This window comes from Actinomycetospora straminea (assembly GCF_028737255.1).
GTDB lineage: Bacteria > Actinomycetota > Actinomycetes > Mycobacteriales > Pseudonocardiaceae > Actinomycetospora > Actinomycetospora straminea.
Genome location: NZ_JAQZAN010000014.1, coordinates 96,245 through 111,686, shown reverse-complemented (window position 1 = coordinate 111,686; position 15,442 = coordinate 96,245). Strand labels below are relative to the sequence as shown.

Annotated in this window: 16 protein-coding genes and 2 tRNA genes; 10 read left to right on the top strand and 8 right to left on the bottom strand. The window is 74.7% G+C overall.

Annotation, left to right across the window (positions count from 1 at the left end):
* Nucleotides 1-23: 23 nt before the first annotated feature.
* The gene (locus PH190_RS19290) at nucleotides 24-1,055 is read right to left on the bottom strand and encodes a zinc-dependent alcohol dehydrogenase family protein (protein WP_274233147.1); all 1,032 of its coding nucleotides are present in this window, start codon (nucleotides 1,053-1,055) and stop codon (nucleotides 24-26) included.
* A 164-nt stretch (nucleotides 1,056-1,219) separates the two neighbouring features.
* Here PH190_RS19290 and PH190_RS19285 point away from each other — a divergent pair.
* A tRNA-Ser gene (locus PH190_RS19285) sits at nucleotides 1,220-1,309 on the top strand.
* A 44-nt stretch (nucleotides 1,310-1,353) separates the two neighbouring features.
* Nucleotides 1,354-1,426 (top strand) — tRNA-Arg (locus tag PH190_RS19280).
* A 255-nt stretch (nucleotides 1,427-1,681) separates the two neighbouring features.
* Here the strand turns inward: PH190_RS19280 and PH190_RS19275 are convergent.
* From PH190_RS19275 to PH190_RS19265, 3 genes are all read right to left on the bottom strand, one after another.
* Nucleotides 1,682-2,863: a serine hydrolase domain-containing protein gene (locus tag PH190_RS19275; protein WP_274233146.1), complete on the bottom strand. Its 1,182-nt coding sequence runs from the start codon at nucleotides 2,861-2,863 to the stop codon at nucleotides 1,682-1,684.
* Between the two features lie 165 nt (nucleotides 2,864-3,028).
* Entirely contained in the window at nucleotides 3,029-3,676 is a 648-nt protein-coding gene (locus PH190_RS19270) for a response regulator (RefSeq protein ID WP_274233145.1), read from the bottom strand.
* The gene (locus PH190_RS19265) at nucleotides 3,664-5,418 is read right to left on the bottom strand and encodes a histidine kinase (protein WP_274233144.1); all 1,755 of its coding nucleotides are present in this window, start codon (nucleotides 5,416-5,418) and stop codon (nucleotides 3,664-3,666) included. Before PH190_RS19265 ends, PH190_RS19270 begins: the two co-directional genes overlap by 13 nt.
* A 222-nt stretch (nucleotides 5,419-5,640) precedes the next feature.
* Here PH190_RS19265 and PH190_RS19260 point away from each other — a divergent pair, with 222 nt between their 5' ends.
* Both PH190_RS19260 and PH190_RS19255 read left to right on the top strand, forming a co-directional pair.
* Complete coding sequence (locus PH190_RS19260) at nucleotides 5,641-6,924, top strand: M23 family metallopeptidase (protein WP_274233143.1); 1,284 nt, start codon at nucleotides 5,641-5,643, stop codon at nucleotides 6,922-6,924.
* Between the two features lie 191 nt (nucleotides 6,925-7,115).
* The gene (locus PH190_RS19255; RefSeq protein ID WP_274233142.1) at nucleotides 7,116-8,378 is read left to right on the top strand and encodes a serine hydrolase domain-containing protein; all 1,263 of its coding nucleotides are present in this window, start codon (nucleotides 7,116-7,118) and stop codon (nucleotides 8,376-8,378) included.
* A gap of 151 nt (nucleotides 8,379-8,529) precedes the next feature.
* Here PH190_RS19255 and PH190_RS19250 read toward each other — a convergent pair whose 3' ends face one another.
* Complete coding sequence (locus tag PH190_RS19250) at nucleotides 8,530-8,892, bottom strand: nuclear transport factor 2 family protein (protein WP_274233141.1); 363 nt, start codon at nucleotides 8,890-8,892, stop codon at nucleotides 8,530-8,532.
* A 78-nt stretch (nucleotides 8,893-8,970) separates the two neighbouring features.
* On the opposite strand from PH190_RS19250, the gene PH190_RS19245 reads away from it, so the two are divergent.
* Nucleotides 8,971-9,765: a MerR family transcriptional regulator gene (locus PH190_RS19245; RefSeq protein ID WP_274233140.1), complete on the top strand. Its 795-nt coding sequence runs from the start codon at nucleotides 8,971-8,973 to the stop codon at nucleotides 9,763-9,765.
* Between the two features lie 135 nt (nucleotides 9,766-9,900).
* A complete protein-coding gene (locus tag PH190_RS19240; RefSeq protein WP_274233139.1) occupies nucleotides 9,901-10,248 on the top strand; it encodes a VOC family protein in 348 nt (115 codons plus the stop codon).
* Nucleotides 10,249-10,250: 2 nt separating this feature from the next.
* Here PH190_RS19240 and PH190_RS19235 read toward each other — a convergent pair whose 3' ends face one another.
* Nucleotides 10,251-10,589, bottom strand: a complete 339-nt coding sequence (locus PH190_RS19235) for a hypothetical protein (protein ID WP_274233138.1) — start codon at nucleotides 10,587-10,589, stop codon at nucleotides 10,251-10,253.
* A 296-nt stretch (nucleotides 10,590-10,885) separates the two neighbouring features.
* On the opposite strand from PH190_RS19235, the gene PH190_RS19230 reads away from it, so the two are divergent.
* On the top strand, nucleotides 10,886-11,131 hold the full coding sequence (locus tag PH190_RS19230; RefSeq protein WP_274233137.1) for a hypothetical protein: 246 nt from the start codon (nucleotides 10,886-10,888) through the stop codon (nucleotides 11,129-11,131).
* A 67-nt stretch (nucleotides 11,132-11,198) separates the two neighbouring features.
* On the opposite strand, the gene PH190_RS19225 is transcribed toward PH190_RS19230, so the two are convergent.
* Entirely contained in the window at nucleotides 11,199-11,372 is a 174-nt protein-coding gene (locus PH190_RS19225) for a CsbD family protein (protein WP_274233136.1), read from the bottom strand.
* A 30-nt stretch (nucleotides 11,373-11,402) separates the two neighbouring features.
* Entirely contained in the window at nucleotides 11,403-12,353 is a 951-nt protein-coding gene (locus tag PH190_RS19220; RefSeq protein ID WP_274233135.1) for a DUF3048 domain-containing protein, read from the bottom strand.
* A 64-nt stretch (nucleotides 12,354-12,417) separates the two neighbouring features.
* Between PH190_RS19220 and PH190_RS19215 the strand changes: the two genes are divergently transcribed.
* The 3 genes from PH190_RS19215 (at nucleotide 12,418) to PH190_RS19205 (ending at nucleotide 15,441) form a co-directional block, all read left to right on the top strand.
* Nucleotides 12,418-13,068 (top strand): DUF1707 SHOCT-like domain-containing protein, encoded by a 651-nt coding sequence (locus tag PH190_RS19215; protein WP_274233134.1) that lies wholly within the window; start codon nucleotides 12,418-12,420, stop codon nucleotides 13,066-13,068.
* 73 nt (nucleotides 13,069-13,141) lie between these two features.
* Nucleotides 13,142-14,929: a serine/threonine-protein kinase gene (locus PH190_RS19210; protein WP_274233133.1), complete on the top strand. Its 1,788-nt coding sequence runs from the start codon at nucleotides 13,142-13,144 to the stop codon at nucleotides 14,927-14,929.
* A gap of 122 nt (nucleotides 14,930-15,051) precedes the next feature.
* Nucleotides 15,052-15,441 carry a hypothetical protein gene (locus tag PH190_RS19205; RefSeq protein WP_274233132.1) on the top strand — a complete coding sequence of 130 codons (390 nt, stop codon included), beginning with the start codon at nucleotides 15,052-15,054 and terminating at the stop codon, nucleotides 15,439-15,441.
* Nucleotide 15,442: the final 1 nt, after the last annotated feature.

Here is a 15,442-nt window from a genome sequence, read left to right as displayed (position 1 = left end):
GGCGTCCCTCGCTCCAGGGGGGGTCAGGGCCGGACGAGCACCTTGAGCGCCCCGCGGTCGTTCATCGCCCGGTAGCCGTCCGGGGTCTCGTCGAGCGGGATGGTGCGGTCGAAGACCTTGCCCGGCTCGATCTGCCCGTCGAGGACGTCGGGCAGCAGCTCGGCCATGTTCGCCTGGGTCGGGGCGATGCCGCCGGCGACGGTCACGTTCTTCATGAACTTCTGCGCCAGGTTCGGCAGCTCGCCGCTCTGCGGCACGCCGACGATGCCGACATGGCCCCCGGGCTTGGTGAGGTTGATCGCCGAGGTCAGCGACTGCTCGTAGCCCACGGCCTCGATCGCCGAGTGCACGCCGTCGGTGCCGAGGACGTCCCGGACCTTCTGCTCGCCCTCCTCGCCGCGCTCGGCGACGACGTCGGTGGCGCCGAACTCGCGTCCGAGGTCGGTGCGGTCCTTGTGCCGGCCCATGAGGACGATCCGCTCGGCGCCGAGGCGCTTCGCGGCCAGCACGGCGAGCAGCCCGACGGCACCGTCGCCGATCACCGCGACGTCCTTCCCGGGCTCGACCCTCGCCGACACCGCGGCGTGGTGGCCCGTGCCGAAGACGTCGGAGAGCGTCAGCAGGCTCGGCATCAGCGCCGAGTCGTGCGGGACGTCCACCGTCATCAGCGACGCGTCGGCGTACGGCACGCGGGCCGCCTCGCCCTGGCCGCCGTCGGTCTCGGCGCCCCAGGCGTTGCCGTTCGGGCAGGCGCTGGTCAGACCGGCCCGGCAGTACTCGCAGGTGCCGTCGGCGTAGTAGAACGGCGCGACGACCAGGTCGCCCTTCCGGACGCGGCCCACGTCCGAGCCGGTCTCCTCGACCACACCGATGAACTCGTGGCCGATGCGGTCGCCCTGCTCGGTCTGCTCGCGGCTCTTGTAGGGCCACAGGTCGCTGCCGCAGATGCACGAGTGCGTGATGCGCACGATCGCGTCGGTCGGGTTCTGCAGCGTCGGGTCCGGCACCTCCTCGACACGGATGTCGCCGGCTCCGTAGATCAGGGTCGCCTTCACGGCGGGTCCTCCTCACAGCGGGTCCGCTGGGCTACCCGCGGCCCGTAGCCGCACGCGCGGACACGACCACGTCACGTCGACGTGTCGAGCGAGCGGGGGGTGGCGGGCAACCCGGTGGAGGGCGGTGTGTACTGTTTCCGCACGGAGGCCCCAGGGGGACCTCGGGAGGCTTCGCCTAGTCTGGTCTATGGCGCCGCACTGCTAATGCGGTTGGGAGTTCGGCTCCCTCCCGGGTTCAAATCCCGGAGCCTCCGCGGCTGCGGTCCGGACAGGATCGAGGCGTCACAACCACAGACATGCGCCCGTAGCTCAACGGATAGAGCATCTGACTACGGATCAGAAGGTTAGGGGTTCGAATCCCTTCGGGCGCGCGCCGGTCGAGGCAGCTCAGAGGGGTCGCAGCAACGCTGCGGCCCCTCTGTTCATGATCGTCTTCTATTCAGCGGTAGACCGCGGGTGATCGGGGGGTCGAGCCCCACCGCCCGCTCCTCGGGGTCCTTCGAAGCCGCCACAGTCGCAGAGACGCCCTCGGGCCAGAGGCCATGATCATCGGCCTCCGACGGACGACGGCACGCGGTCCTCGCGAAGGTCGACGATCGTTGCGGAAGGCGAACTCCTACCGCTGGTCACCAGGTCGGGATGCTCTGGGGGTAGAGCAACCTGGCCACCTCGCCCCACAGCGCCTGCGCCGGCACCGCCTCGCCGTCGCCGGCGTTGACCATGAAGACGACGGTGGCGCGCTGCGACGGCAGGTGGAACATCGCATCGCTGTAGCCGAAGATCGAGCCGTTGTGGCCGACCCAGTCCCCGAGCTGCAGGATGCCCAGCCCGTACTGCGCGCGCGGCCCGGAGGTGGTCAGCGGGCCCCACGTCTGGCGCTGGGCCGCGACCGACGGGGACAGCCCCTGACCGCCGGCCAGCATCGGGGCGTAGCGGGTGAGGTCGGGCACGGTGGAGATCAGGGCGCCCGCGGTGAACGGCACCTGCGGGTTGGACGTCGTGCCGTCCCGGTAGGGCGGCGGGGTCTGCGGGTCCCCGGTCGCGATGTACCCGCGGCTGGACGGGGAGGGCAACGCGTCCGTCGTCGGATAGCTGGTCTGCGACAGCCCGAAGCGCCCGATGAGCCCGGTCAGGTACTGCTGGGCGCTCTGACCGGTGACCCGTTCGAGCACCAGCCCGAGCAGGACGAACTCCGAGTTCGAGTACACCGTGGCCGTGTTCGGCGGCTTGGCCTGGGCGGCGTTCGCGCGGACGATGCCCACGACGTCCTGGGGTGTCCAGCCCGGCAGCGTCGGGTCGGCGGTGTAGCGGGCGAGGAACCCGGGGTCGGCGGTGAAGTCGAAGACGCCGCCGCGCATGGCCAGCAGGTCGCGGATGCGGATGGTGCTCGCGTTGGGCACGTCGGGCACGAAGTCCGACAGCGGCGCGTCCAGGTCGAGCCGCCCCTGCCCAGCGAGTTCCAGGACGGCGTCGGCGGTGAAGGTCTTGCTGACGCTGGCGATGCGGTAGTGCAGGTCGGGGGTCATCGGCGTGCCCGCCGTGTCGGCGGTGCCGTACGCCTTGATCAGCGTCCCGCGCGCCGGGTCGACGACGCTGACGATGGCGCCGGTGACGCCGTCGCGCAGCGAGGCCCCGGCGGCGCGGTCGATCTGCGCCACCACGTCGGCGGGCAGGGTGGACGTGCCGATCGAGGGCACCGGGGAGGTGGCAGCGGCCGCCGGCGACGGTGCGGATGCCGAGCCCCCCGAGCAGGCGATCAGCGCCACGGCGAGCACGAGCGCGACGGGCAGCAACAGCGCACGACCCACGATTCCCCCTCGACACCGGAGCGCAGCCGCGATCGTCCCGGCCGCCGCTTCGTCCACGGCAGCAGCGTGACGATCACGGGCCGGTGGCCCAAGGGACCCAGGTCCCCTCTCGACGCCCGCACGACGCCGCGACCCACGGTCCGCCAGCTGCTCGAGAGGGACGGCTCAGCGGCGGAGGTAGCGGAGCACGGCGAGGACGCGGCGGTGGTCGTCGCCGTCGGGCGCGAGGCCGAGCTGGTCGTAGATGTGCGAGGCGTGCCCGACGACGGCCTTCTCCGTGATGGTCAGTGCGCGGGCGATCGCGGCGTTCGTCCGGCCCTCGGCCATCAGGGTCAGCACCTCGAGCTGGCGCGCGGTGAGCCGGCCGAGAGCCCGGTCGTCGCGCCGGGCCCGGTTGAGCATCAGCTCGACGATCTCGGGGTCGAGCACGGTGCCGCCGGCGCGCACGCGCTCGAGGTCGTCGCAGAACGTCTCGATGTCGGCGATGCGCTGCTTGAGCAGGTAGCCGATCCGGGTCGGCCGCACGTCCAGGAGCTCGACGGCGGCACGTCGCTGCACGTGCTGGGAGAGCACCACGATCGCGACCTCCGGGTGGTCGCGGTGGATGGACAGGGCGGCGACCAGGCCCTCGTCGGTGTGCGTGGGAGGCATACGGATGTCGGTGATGACGAGGTCGGGCCCGCGTTCCTCGGTGTGGCGCAGCAGTTCGGTGCCGTCCGCGGCGGTGCCCACCACGTCGTGCCCCGCGTGCTCGAGCACGTGGGCCAGGCCGCGCCGGAGGAGCGCCTCGTCCTCGCCGATCACGATGCGCACGGCAGCACCGCCCGGATCCGCGTGCCCCCGCCGGGCGGGCTCTCGACGTGCAGGGCGCCCCCCGCGGCGTCGACCCGGTCGGCGAGCCCCCGCAGCCCCGTCCCCGCCCCCAGCACGACCCCACCCACCCCGTCGTCGCGGACCTCCACGGTCAGCTCGTCGACGTCGGCGACCAGCCGCACGCAGAGACGGGTCGCATCGGCGTGCTTGAGGGCGTTGGCGAGCGCCTCGGCCACGACGAAGTACGCGGTGCTCTCGACCACGGCGGGCAGCACGCCGTCGACGACCGACGACTCCAGGTGCACCGGCAACGCCACCCGGTCCACGAGGTCCTCGGTGGCCGCGGCGAGCCCGCGCTGCACGAGCGCGGCCGGCATGACCGCGTGCACGAGGGCGCGGAGCTCCGCGGCGGCTTCATCGATCCCGCGGCGCAGGCCCGAGGCGGCCTCGGCGACGGCGGGACACGCCCCGGCCTCGCCGGCCACCATCTGGGCCTCCATCGCGAGCACCACCAGCCGCACCTGCAGGCCGTCGTGGAGATCCTGCGCGATCCGGCGCCGCTCGCGGTCCCCGGCGGCGACGATGCGTGCGCGGGACTCGTCGAGCGCCGTGCGGCTGGCCCGCAGCTCGGCGGTCAGGCGCTCGTGGTCGACGGCGATGGCCACCACCTGCGCGGCGCTGCGGACGTCGTCGGGGTCGGCGACGAGCGCGTTGTAGAGCACCGCGCCGACCGGCCGGCCCGCGAGCTCGACCTCCGCCGCGGCCCGCCCGTGGCCGACGGGCGGCACCACGACCGGTCGTCCCTCGGCGTCGACGTGGTCCGCGTGGTCGCCGGACCCGTGCACGCGGAACACCAGCTGCACGGTGTCGTCGCCGAGGGTGCGGGCCAGAGCGGCCGTGAGCTCCGGGCGGCCGACCTCGTCGGCGGCGAGCCAGGCGCCCAGCTCCTCCAGCTCGGCGGTCCGGGCGAACCCACCACGCAGCACGGCCAGGGTGAACGCGACCGGGACCCCGGCGACCACGATCAGCTGCAGCAGGCCCACCACCTCCAGGGACATCCCGGTCAGGGGTCCCACCACCACCGCGAGCACGGGCAGCAGCGGCACCGCGAGGACCCCGTAGGCGTAGAGCGGGACGAGCACGCGCCGCTGAGCCGGTGTCGCCCGCCGCAGCCGGCCCGCGAGGAGGACCGCCGTGGCGAGCAGTACCGACGCGCCCGCGGCCGACTGGACCGCGGCACCGAGCGCGGCGAGATCCGGGCGATCGGCGACGAGGAGCAGGTCCCCGGGCGGAGGTGCTGCGGAGAACGCCCACAGCGGCACCTGCAGCACGAGGGACACCAGATAACAGGCCACGACGAGCACCCGGGACGGGACGCTCCGGAGCCGGCCCGAGGGGAACGCGTGCACCAGGTGCACCACGGAGGCGAAGGGCAGGGTGGCCACGACCGTGCCCAGCGCGACCAGCACCGGGTCCGCCGTCGAGGCGAGGGCCGCAGCCATGATCGCCACCCCGCCGAGCACGATGAGCAGGCCCATCCGGTTGCTCGGGCGGCGGGACCAGGCCACCAGCCCGCACCCCGCGTAGAGGACGCCGACCACGACGAAGGCCGCCGCCGACCACGCCGTGTCCGGCGCGTCGAGCGCCAGGGCCACCTCGAGGAAGCCCAGCACCACCACCAGCACGCCGACCAGGGCGAGGGCGGCGCGCAGCGGAGCTCGCCCCCGTGCCGGACCGTCCACGACGGCAGCCTCGCAGCACCGGCGCGCTGGTCCAAGAGACCTCGGTCGCCTCCCGACGGCCGCACCCGTCCAGACGTTCCGTCAGCGCCGACCCGGCCCAGCGGGCCGTCGACCAGGTCAGGACACGACCTGGGTCGCTTGTCCGGTCCCGGGGCCGGGCGGAGCCTCGACGGGGCCGGCGCCGCTCGGGCCCGAGCCGCGGAGCGTCTGGAGCCCCGTCCGATGACCCTCACGACGCTGCGGGCGACGGCCGCCCTGGGACTGTGCACCGCCCTGCTCGCCGCCGGCTGCGCGGCCGCCCCGTCGACACCCGCTCCCGCGCAGGCCACGCCGACGGGCGCGTTCGCGAGCGGCATCGACAGGGGAGCGAAGGTCACCCAACTGTCGGCCTCGTTCGTCACGACGCCGGAGCCCGTCGCGATGACCGACGGCAAGGTGCACCTGACCTACGAACTCGTCCTGACCAACGTGGCCCCCGCCCCCGTGCGCGTGGACGGGGTCGAACTGCACGACGCCGCCACCTCGGCGCTGGTGCCGGGCACCACGGGAAGGGTCGACCTCACGCCGCTCCAGGTCGGCGCCGAGGCCGAAGGGGCCGAAGGGGTCAGCCAACCGGGTCCCGGCAACACCTCGGTGACCATCGCGCCGACCACGACGTACGTCGCCTGGGTCGATGTCGTCTTCCCGCAGCGCAACGCGGTGCCGGCGACGATCGAGCACGTCGTGAGCGGCGCCGTCCTGGCCCCCGGCGCACCACCCGCCCCGATCCGGATGCGGCTCGGCCGCACGAATCCGGCCACCGCGGGGCCGATCGTCGTGGGTGCACCGGTGCCGGCGGGGACCTGGTACATGAGTGAGGGCTGCTGCGCCGACGACACGCACCACCGCCGCGGCATGGAACCGGTCAACGGGGTGCTGGAGGTCCCGAACCGGTACGCCATCGACTTCTACAAGCTCGACGACCAGCAACGGACATGGGTCGGCGACCCGTCGCGACTCGACAGCTACCTGTCCTACCGCCAGCCCATCCTCTCGGCCACGGCGGGCACCGTGGTCGCCGCCCAGGACGGGCTCGCCAACAGCGCGGAGGTCCCCAACCCGACGAACCTGGCCACCGTCGGGGAGACCGTCGGCAACCACGTCATCGTGCAGGTCTCCGACGGGGTCCATGTGCTGTACGCGCACATGGATCCGGGATCGGTGGCGGTCCGGGTCGGTGACCGGGTGACGCGTGGCCAACAGCTGGGGCTGATCGGCAGCAGCGGGATCTCCACCACCCCGCACCTGCACTTCCAGATCCTGACGACGCCGACCTACTTCCCGGCCGACAGCAGGCCGTACGCGTTCGACTCCTTCACCCTGCTCGGGCACGTCCCGGTGCGGCTGTGGGACGACAACCTGGGGCTGCAGCCCACCGGTGCGCTGCCGTTCCGGCCGGCGAACCCGGCGTCGGCGCGCACGAACGAGCTGCCGCTGGACCGGGACGTCGTCCGTTTCGGGCCGTGACCACCCTCGCCCCACCCGCCCCGGACCGGCCGCACCCGTCCAGCCGTCGACCGAGGACCGCCCGGGACAGGCGCGGGCTGTCGCCTCGCGCGGGGAGAGGCGACCTGGGTCGCTTGTCCCGGTCCGGCGCCCGAGCGGAGCCTCGACGGGCCGGTGCCGCTCGCGCACCCCGAGCCCCTGGAGCCTCGACGATGACCCTCACCACCCTGCGCGCGACGGCTGCTCTGGGGGTGTGCACCGCTCTGCTGGCTGCCGGTTGCGGGGCCTCCGCAGCGCCGGCGGGCCCCGCCCCGGCCGCGGGCGCCGCCCCGGCGGCCGTGGCCGCCCCTCCGTCCGGTGCACCCGCCGGCCCCGAGCCCGCGTACGCCACGGCACTGCGTCCGCAGCTGGAGGCGCTGGCGCGCGAGATGCTGGTGACCGGTTCCGTGATCACGGTGCGGACCCCGCAGGGCGACTGGACGATGACCTACGGCAGCCGCACGTACGGCGCCGCCGACCCCGTCTCCCCGACCGACCACGTGCGCGTCGGCAGCAACACCAAGCCGATGACGGGGACGGTGATCCTCCAGCTCGTGGCCGAGGGCCGCCTCGGGCTCGACGACCCGATCGCGCGCTACCGGCCGGAGGTGCCCAACGGTGGCGCGATCACGATCCGGCAGCTGCTGGAGATGCGCAGCGGGTTGTACAACTACACGGAGGCGCTCGAGCTCAACCAGGCCCAGGACGCGGACCCGGGCCGGGTGTACCGCCCGGAAGAACTGCTGGCGATGGGCTTCGCGCGGCCGCCGCTCTATCCGCCCGGCCAGGGCTTCAACTACTCGAACACCAACATCGTGCTGCTCGGGCTGGTCATCGAGCAGCTGAGCGGACGGTCCGCGTCGGAGGAGTTCCGCGACCGGCTGTTCACGCCGCTCGGCATGAGCGGGACCTCGTTGCCCCTCCCGGCCGACGCCACGATCCCCGCGCCGTTCGCCCACGGGTACACCTACGGCACGAACGTCGAGACCATCGAGTCCTCGGTCCTGCCGGACGACGTCCAGGCGAGGGCTCGCTCCGGACAGCTCGCACCCACCGACGTCACCGCGGCCAACCCCTCGTGGGGGTGGACAGCGGGTTCCGCGATCTCCACCGTCGACGACCTCGTGCGCTTCGTCCGCGCCCTGGCCGGCGGCGGCCTGCTGCCCCCGGAGCTCCAGGCCCAGCGCCTGGAGAGCGTCCGCCCGGTCGACCCCGCGGACACGGCCGCGACCTCGGGCTACGGCATGGGCCTGGCTCGTTACGGCCCGCTCTACGGGCACACCGGCGAGCTGCCCGGCTACAACTCGTTCATGGGCCACGACCCCGGCCGCGACATCACCGTCGTCGTGTGGGCCACCGATGCGCCGACCGTCGACGGACGCGCCCCCGCGACCGAACTGGCCAAGGTCGTCATCGGGGAGCTCTACGCCGCGTGACCGGAACGCCGGGACGAGCGAGGCCCGGCGTTCCGGTCTCCGAGCGACCTGCACCTCCGCCCGGCGTGCACCGCGTGCACCCGGGACGCGCGGGATCGGCATCCGGCGCCCGCCGATCGTCGAGGCGATCGCGACGCGTTCGCCCCGACGATCAGTCCTCGTGGTTGGCGATGACGAGCTCGGCGATGAAGTCGTCCCGCAACGTGAACCGGTAGTCGAGCTCGGCGACGCCGCCCGGGAAGGTGCCCTCGAGCCGCAGGGTGGCCACCGCGTGGGCGTCGTCGATGCGGCGGGCGCCGATCTGCTCGGTCGTGTACTCGAACTCGGACCCGGCGTCGCGCAGGAAGGCGTGGGCCTGCTCCCGGCCGCGGACGGTCTCGCCCTGGTCGACGACCACCGCGTCCTCGGTGAGGAACGACGAGGCGGTGTCGGCGTCGCGGACGACGTGGGCGGCGAGGAAGTCGCGCACGGTGGCCGGGAGGGTGTCGGACGGGAGGTCGGTGTGCTGTGTCATGCGTCCACCGTGCGGGCTCGCGACGCGGGAGGGTCAAGTCGTGGACCCTCCCCCGGGGAGAGGGTCGAGGATGCTGACGTGTTGACCATCGGGGAGTTCTCGCGGCTGACCCAGCTCAGTGTCCGCACCCTGCGCCGGTACCACGATGCGGCCCTGCTGGAGCCCGCCGTGGTGGACCAGAGCACCGGGTACCGCTACTACCGCGTCGACCAGATCCCGACCGCGCAGGTCATCCACCGGCTCCGCGAGCTCGACGTCCCCCTGAACGACGTGCAGCGGATCGTGCGCACCTCCGACCCCGAGGTCCGGGCGACCCTGGTCGCCGATCACCTGCAACGCCTCGAGGACGAGCTCGACCGCACCCGGACCGCGGTCGTCTCGCTGCGCCGCCTGCTCCGGCCCGACCCCGCGCCGATCGACGTCGAGCTGCGGGCGGAGCCCGCCCGCACGGTCGCGGCGGTCGAGGCCGTGATCGGGCACGGTGACATGCCGACCTGGTTCACCGGCGCGATGGCCGAGCTGGAGGCGGCCGTCGGCGACGCCGTGACCGGGCCCGCGGGCGGCAGCTACGACAACGCCCTGTTCGAGCAGGAGCGTGGTCACGCGCTCGTCTACCTGCCGACCGCCGCGCCACCGCGCACCGGCCGGGTGCACCCGGTGACCCTGCCGGCCGCCGAACTGGCCGTCGCCACGCACGTCGGCGAGCACGACGGCGCCGAGGTCACCTACGGCGAGCTCGGGACGTGGGTGGTGGAGAACGCGATGGCGGTGGCCGGGCCGGTGCGGGAGCGCTACCTCGTCGGCCCGCGCGAGGCCAGCGACCCCGCGGCGTGGCGCACCGAGATCGGCTGGCCGGTCTTCCGCGTCACCTGATCCGCCGCCGACCCGGCCTCGCTCCCTGGACACGGCGCCGCCGCCTTGCGATCCTGGAACAGGACCGATGAGTAGGACGGAGCAACCGATGGCGGACCTCGTCCTCGACCGCGACGCCGGCCCCGGGAGCGCGCCGTGACCGGCCCCGACCTCTTCGCGGGCCTCTTCGCCCGCGACTACGGGTCCTCGCGGTCCTGGTACGAGCGCCTGCTCGGCCGCGAGCCGTCGTTCCTCCCGTCGGACACCGAGGCGGTGTGGGAGCTCGGCGAGCACCGCTGGCTCTACCTCAAGCAGCACGGGGACCACGCCGGGCACGGCGAGGTGACGATCTTCCCCGAGGACCTCGACGCCACCGTCGCCGGCGCCGCCGAGCGGGGCCTGGCGCCGGACCGGCAGGAGGACTACCCGGGCGGCGTGCGCAAGGTCGTGTTCCGCGACCCCGACGGCAACGAGATCGGGTTCGGGGGCGGCGCCGCAGGGTGAGGTCAGCCCGCCCGGCGCACCGGCACCATGCGCGAGCGGCGCAGGCGGGCGGCGGCGTTCTCGGCGAGCAGGGAGTTGCGGCGCCGGACGATGACCGTGGCGAGCTCGCGGGCGGCGTCGACGACACCGTCGGGATCGTCGCGGTCGACGAGCGAGCGGGCGGTGACGCGGTCGGCGATCTCGCCGATGGTCAGGACGGCGCGGGCGAGCTCGTCGAGGGCGTCGCTGGACCAGTCGAAGCGGTCGGCGTCGGCGGGGTGGGCGCGCGTGTGCTCCAGCATCTCGGCGAGCGCATCCGACGCCTGTCGCGCGAGCCTGGCCGCCGCCTCGTCCTTGTGCACGCGTCGCTCTCATCGTCGCTCGGGATCCCGAAGAGGGTGTCCGCTGCGGCGCCGCCCCAATCCCCGGACGGCCCGCGGCGGGCGTGACACCGGGCTCGCCCGACGGGGTGGAGGGGGGACCCGGCCGGCGGGGGGACACCGACCGGGTCCGTGCCGATCACGGGGGGCATGACCGGCGGCGATCATCCTTGCATGTGCAAGTACAGCTGCAAAGGGCGGGCCCGGACGATCCGGTCCCGTCGGGAGCGGCGTGCCACCATGTCGCGGGTCAGCCGATCACGACGAGGGGAGGGTCGGTGCGCATCCGACTCGCCGACGGTCCCTGCCGGGGCGACCACGACCTGACGATCGCCGAGGGCGCCTCGCTGCCCGAGGAGTTCCTGGTGCTCGTCGAGGAGGGCCCGCGCCAGAAGGTCAGCGACATCTTCGGGGGCTCGATCCCCGGCATCAACGTCTTCGCGGTGCACCGCCTCGCGCAGCGGGACGACGACGGGACGCCGGTCTACGCCTTCGCCGGCCGCCGCGAGTCGCGCGGCTACTGAACGCGGCTCCTGACGCACGACGGCCCCGGGGACCGCGGTCCCCGGGGCCGTCAGCGCGACGCGGACGCTACTTCTTGAAGGCGTCCTTGATCTTCTCGCCGGCCTGCTTGATGTCGCCCTTGGTCTGGTCGGCCTTGCCCTCGTGGCGCAGCTCCTCGTCGCCCTGGGCGGTGCCGGCAGCCTCCTTGACCTTGCCCTTGAGCTTGTCGGACTTGTTGTCGATCTTGTCGTCGGCAGCCATGCCGCGGGTGTACCCGATCCGCCCCCGCCGTCAACCGCTCGGCACGAGCAGGACCCAGACCGGTCCCGGGGCGAACGCGACCGGCTGGCGGTCGGGGCCGACGACGACGGTGGGGTCGGTGGGCGCGGGCCGGGACCAGCGGGCGGGGAACACGCGGCCGTCGCGCAGCACCTCGGCGTCGCCCTCGCCGGTGGTCACCGCGTAGGGGGAGACGGCGCCCGCCGCGTCGCGGATCGCCGACGGGCGCGTCGTCACCCGCTGGACGAGGACGGTGGCCGCGCCGATCGGCTCGCCGCCGGTCGCGGGGACGGCGGGGTCACCGCCACCGGGCTCGACGAGCCAGCGCCCGCGGACCGCGTCCCACGTCAGGCCGAGCACGGCGGAGCCGAAGGTGACCTCGCGCTGCCGCACCACCTCGCCGCCGGAGGGCAGCGCGCCGAAGCGGAAGCCGATGTCGCGCGGGGGCGAGGCGTCGCCGGCGGCGGAGAGCAGGGCGGCCGGGTCGGCGTAGAGGTTGACCGGCGCACGCCGCCCGGCGTCGCGGCGGAAGGCGTCGCCCGCCGTGGCGGGGGTCAGCGGCAGGAGCGAGGCGCCGGCGAGCGTGCCGGCGAGCTCGGGCGCCGACCCGGAGAAGGCGAGCGCCGGGCGTCCGTAGGCGGCGAGCACGGTCACGTCGGACTCCCGCGCGCTGCGCACCGGTCCCACCGACGCCGGCATCCGCGACGAGAAGACCGCGAGCAGGCGCGTGGTGCCGCCCTCGACCGGCTCGACGTAGACGACGTCCGCGTCCTCGACGCCGGTCCAGGGCCGCCCGGCCGGCGAGTTGTCGACCTTCACCGCCAGCACCGGCGCGCCCGCGGGCGCGGACACGCCGGTCAGCGGGGACGGCCGTCCCCCGGCGCCCGCGCACCCCGCGACCAGCCCGGCGAGCACGACCACGACGAGCACGACCCGGACCACCACCCGCCGGCCCCGCGGCACCCGCCCACCCCCTACCCGCTCGCGACCCCGGGGATCCGGCCCGGCGGCGCCCTATCATCACGCTGTGACGTCCGCGAACCCGGAGCCGGGGGATCCGGCCGCGCTGCGCGTCTCGGACGTGGAGCGCGAGCAGGTGCAGCAGTTCCTCGCGCGGGCGATGGTGGCCGGGCAGATCACGCCGGGCGAGTACAGCGACCGGGCCGCCGCCGCCCTCGCCGCGCGCGTGCGGGGCGACCTCGAGGGCCTGCTCGACGACCTGCCCGGCGCGGAGCTGCGCGCCTCCCGCTCGGTCGACGTCCTGGACCTGCGCGCCGGCGTCGGCGGCGCGATCTCCCGTCGCGGCTACTGGCGGGTGCCGCCGCTCGTGCGGGTCCACAGCTGGGTCGGGGGCGTGACGCTGGACTTCACGGGCGCCGAGTTCACCACGCCCGTGGTCGCGGTCGAGCTCGCGACGGGCATGTGCTCGCCGCTGCTCGTGCTGCCCGACCACGCGACCGCGGACGTCGACGACCTGCGGATCTCGGCCGGGAAGGTCCGCGACGACATCCACCACAAGCGCGAGCAGGGCGTCCCGCACGTCGTCGTGCGCGGGCGGCACAGCCTCGGCGACGTCGTGCTGCGGCACCCGCGGAAGCCACGGTGGCGCCCGGGACGAAGGAGAACCACCGTGACGCGTGAGGGTGAAGGCGCGCCGGGACGACGCACCCGGGACTGACGGGGCACCCCGGTACGGTCACCAGGAGGGGCGCCGGAACGCGACGGCGCCGACGGGACGAGGAGGGCGACAGGTGGGGCTGGCGGAGCTGGGCCCGGGGCTGCCCGTCCTCGTCGTGGTCGTCGCCGGCGTGCTGACGGCCCTGGCGATGGCGCCGCTGCACCGGCGGGCCGCCCGCCAGCGGCGCACCGCGATGCTCGTCGACCGCGTCGTCACCGACCGCGTCGCGCGCCTGTCCGGCGCCGAGCGACGCCGCGCCCGCCGCCACCTGCACCGCGCCGCCGACCTGCCCCTGCCCCGCGCGCTCGGGCTGACGGTCCTGACCGCCGCCGCGACGGCGGTGGTGGGCGCGCTCGTGGTCTCCCTCGTCGCCGACCAGCTCGCCGCCGGCCGCCGCACCGTGGTCCGCGGTCTCATCGCGCGCCTCGAGGACGCCGGGCTGCCGGCCCCGACGAGCGCCGGCCCGACGATCACGGTCACCGGGATCGTCGTGCTCGCGCTGCTGAGCCTCGCCACGGCCGGGCTGTACGTGGGCGGGCTGGACGTCGAGCGCCGCCGAGCGATGCCGGTGACGCGCCCGTGGCCGACCAGCCGGGGCACGGCCACGCTGCTGCTCGGCCTGCTCCTGGGCCTCGCGCTCGTGCTCACCGGCGGGTCCCTCGCGGTCCCGGGGGTCGCGCTCGGCGCGGCGCTCTTCCTGCTCAGCCACCAGATCGTGACGCGGATCGGGCGTCCGTCGGCCTGCCGCGAGGCGCCGGTCGTCCCGGAGGCGCTGCGGGCCGCGCGCCTGCCCGCGGTCAAGGAGCGCCGCCTGCTGCGCGCTCGCCGCCCGCGCGGCGAGGACGCCCCGGCGCTGCCCTCGCCGTCGCCCGCGCCCGCCCCGTCGGGCCCGCCGCGCTCGATGCCGCCGCGCGTGCCGGTGCCGCCCCCGCCGGTGGTCGGGCCGTCGACGCGCCTGGTCGACCTCGCGGCGCCCGAACAGCCGCTGACGCCGCACGACCCGCGCTCGGTCGGCGAGTACGCGCTGACCGGCCGCCTCGGCTCCGGCGGCATGGGCACGGTCTACCTCGGGCACCGCGCCGGCACGCACGGCAGCGTCGCGATCAAGGTGCTGGCGCCCCACCTGCTCGACGACGTCGACGCCCGCACCCGCTTCCTGCGCGAGGGCCAGACGCTGCAGAAGGTCACCGGCGACTACACGGCGCGCGTCTACAGCGTCGGCTTCGACGGCTCGATGCCCTACATCGTCATGGAGCGCCTCGACGGCCCGTCGCTGCACGCGTTCGTGGCGGCCTCGGGCGCGGTCACCGACGGCGAGATGCTCACGCGCACCGCGATCGCGCTCGCCCGCGCGCTCGCCGCCCTGCACGCCGACGGCATCACCCACCGCGACCTCAAGCCGGGCAACGTCCTGCTGACCTCGGCCGGCCCCAAGGTGGTCGACTTCGGCATCGCCCGCGTCGTCGGGCAGACCCACCACACGCCGGCCGGGAACATGGTCGGCACGCCCGGATACATGGCGCCCGAGCAGGTCACGGGCAACGGCGCGGTGCCCGCCACCGACGTCTGGGCATGGGCGTGCTGCGTGGTCTTCGCCGCCCGCGGCGACCACCTCTTCGACGGCGACAACATCCTCGACATCGCGCGCCGGATCCTCGACGGGCCGGGCCCCGAGGCGTTCGCCGCGGTGCACCGTCTCTCGCCCCGTCTGGTGCCGGTGCTGCGCCGCGCCACGGCCCAGGAGGTCGGCGACCGTCCCCGCGACGGCGCCGCCCTGCTGCGCCTGCTCGACCGCAGCGGGGCCACCGCGGCGGTCGGCGCGGCGGGCTGGGACCGGCTGGTCGGCGGAGGGGTCCGATGAGCGAGCGCGGCGAGCCGGAGCGCTCCCGACGCGCTGCTACGGTGCGGTCGCTCCGCCCGGTGCGCCGCCCGGGCCGACCCGACAACGGGCCGTCGGGCCCGCGTGAGGACGGTGAGTGGTCGGTGGCCTCCTGGGACGACCTGGTGCTGTGGGTCCGGGTGCGCTACGAGGTGATGGCGCAGGACAAGCACAGCCTGACGTTCCGGCTCCCCACGTCCGAGGACCGCACGCAGCTCGTCTACGTGCACCACAAGGGCGTGGTCGACGGGCACGACTGGCTGCAGATCGAGTCGCCGATCGGGCGCCTCGACGAGATCGACGCCCGGCGCCTGCTGGAGCTCGCCGAGGACGCCGTGGTCGGCGGCGCGGCCGCGGTGGGCGGGGTCGCGGTGTTCCGCCACGCCACGCCGCTCGAGGACCTGTCGTTCGCCGAGTTCGACGCGCCGTTCCGGCTGGTGACCCGGATCGCCGACCAGCTCGAGCACGCCCTCACCGGCACCGACCGCTACTAGG